Origin of the sequence: Pseudomonas sp. F1_0610 (genome assembly GCF_047470865.1) — a bacterium.
Lineage (GTDB): Bacteria > Pseudomonadota > Gammaproteobacteria > Pseudomonadales > Pseudomonadaceae > JAZDRH01.
Window position 1 is genome coordinate 1 of record NZ_JAZDRH010000074.1, and the last position, 958, is coordinate 958.

Consider the following 958-nt stretch of genomic DNA (forward strand, 5'->3'; position numbering starts at 1 on the left):
CGTCATAGGTGTAGCCTTCATCGGGTAGGCCTAGGGCTTGCAGGGCTTGGTCAGGTTTGGCTTCTATTAGGCGATCTAGGGGGTCATATTGGTAGTTGATGTGGCCTTTTTCTGTTTGGCGTTTGCCGATGTTACCAGCTTGGGTGTATTGATAAATGCGGTTCATTAGGACGCTGTTATTTTTGCCTGTGACGTTGATAGTTAGTGGGCGTAATAAGGCGTCGTAGTCGGTTTTTAGCGTGGCTCCGGGGTAGCTAACTTGGGTAGGAGCAAGCCATTGGTAGCTGTTCCAAGTGATGTGTTGGCCGTTGGCTAGGGTGCTTTGCTTAAGTAGACCTTTGTCATATTGGTAGGTGACTTTGCTGTTATCCGGGTAGATTAAAGAGGCTAAGCGGCCTTCGTTATCAAAACGGTAGTCCAGTTGTTTGGTGAAGGCTTTGTCGCCGGTGCCGTAGGTAATGCTTTCTTGCTGTACTCGTCCTAGGGCATCTCGGTGGTAGCGATGGGTGCTGTGGGTGTCACCCGTTTGTTTTACTTCAAGTGCTTGCCCTGCGTTGTCATAACGATAGCTGATGCGTTGTTTGGCGTTGCTGCTGCCTTTAGCAAAGCTATATTGTTCGATGATGTTGCCCGCTAAGTCATACTCATAGGTGGTGTAGTCACCATTGGCGTTGGTGCTTTTGATCAGTTGGTTCGCCGCGTCGTATTCATAGGTGGTGATGCCGCTGCTAGGGCTGATTTCTTTAATCGTGTTGCCGTTGGCATCGTAGTCAAATTGGTGTTTGTTGCCGTTGGCGGTGATGACTTCAGTGAGTTCACCAAAAATATTCCACACCTGTGTGGTGGTGTTGCCCAGTGAGTCCGTGGTGACGGTGATGTTGCCTAGTTCATCGTATTGAGTTTGCTGGGTGCGGTTGCCAGGTAAGGTGCTGCTGACCAGTTGCCCTTGTTCATCATA

1 protein-coding gene is annotated in these 958 nt (G+C 49.6%); it reads right to left on the reverse strand.

Annotation, left to right across the window (positions count from 1 at the left end; translation table 11 throughout):
* Positions 1–958: hypothetical protein (locus VQ643_RS16250; protein WP_414201548.1), on the reverse strand; the 958-nt coding region annotated here is incomplete at both ends.